This window comes from Bhargavaea sp. GQ12, from assembly GCF_059758705.1.
Map to the genome: position 1 here is coordinate 1 of NZ_JCAXEU010000042.1, position 1,055 is coordinate 1,055.

The following is a 1,055-nucleotide window of genomic DNA, read 5'->3' on the forward strand; positions in this document are numbered from 1 at the left end:
GTGCATAGAAACAAATTGGAAGTACCTAACAAAAATACCCTAAATACCGCTGTCTCTATCGAAGTTTGGCTAGTCATGTTAAAATATAGGAAAATAGTATGAATCCAAGATAGGCGTGAATACATATGGCATTTCAGTCTGAAGCTCAACTGGAGAGCAAACTGGTTGAGCAGCTTATTTCCCAAGGCTACGAGCGGATTCAGATTCCGGATGAGGAACAGCTTGTCCTGAATTTTCGCCAGCAGGTGAACCGATTCAACCAAGACAAACTGAATGGCAAAGAATTGACCGATAAAGAATTCGACCGGCTTATGACTCGGATTTCTGGCAAGAGCATTTTCGATTCGGCGAAAATTCTACGAGACAAGCAGGAGATCGAGCGTGAAGACGGGACCATTCTAGCTGTTGAACTGTTTAATACCCGCGAATGGTGCAAGAACAAGTTCCAGGTTTCAACACAGACAACGGTCAAGGGTACATACACGAGCCGGTTTGATGTCACGATTCTCGTGAACGGCCTTCCGGTTGTTCAAGTTGAACTGAAAAAACGGGGCAAGGACTTTAGTGAGGCATTCAACCAAGTGATGCGTTACCGCAGGGATGCCTACAGGGGTCTGTTCCGTTTCATTCAGATCTTTGTCGTTTCTAATGGAGTGGATACAAAGTATTTCTCGAACTCGGATAAGGACATCTTGTTCTCCCATACGTTCTTCTGGTCGGACCGGGATAACAAGCTGATCACCAACCTGCAAGAGTTTACTTCGGACTTTTTGGAGCGATGCCGTCTTGCGAAGATGATCGGACGGTACATGATCCTGAACGAAACCGACCAGGTCCTCATGGTCATGCGGCCTTATCAGGTTTATGCGGTTGAAGCGCTGATCAACCGGGCGACTGAGACACGCAATAACGGCTTTATCTGGCATACGACTGGATCGGGGAAGACGCTCACTTCTTTCAAGGCGAGCCAGGTCCTTGCCAATGAACCGGGTATTGCCGAGCCCACTGAAAAACCAATTGAATTTCGTACGGACTAAAAATAGCCGCCACTATAA

At 46.7% G+C, this 1,055-nt stretch carries 1 pseudogene; it reads left to right on the forward strand.

What is annotated here, in order from left to right:
• Positions 1-125: 125 nt before the first annotated feature.
• Positions 126-995 (forward strand): annotated as a pseudogene (locus AC6CHQ_RS16245) (type I restriction endonuclease); the annotation flags it as partial.
• Between the last annotated feature and the right edge of the window lie 60 nt (positions 996-1,055).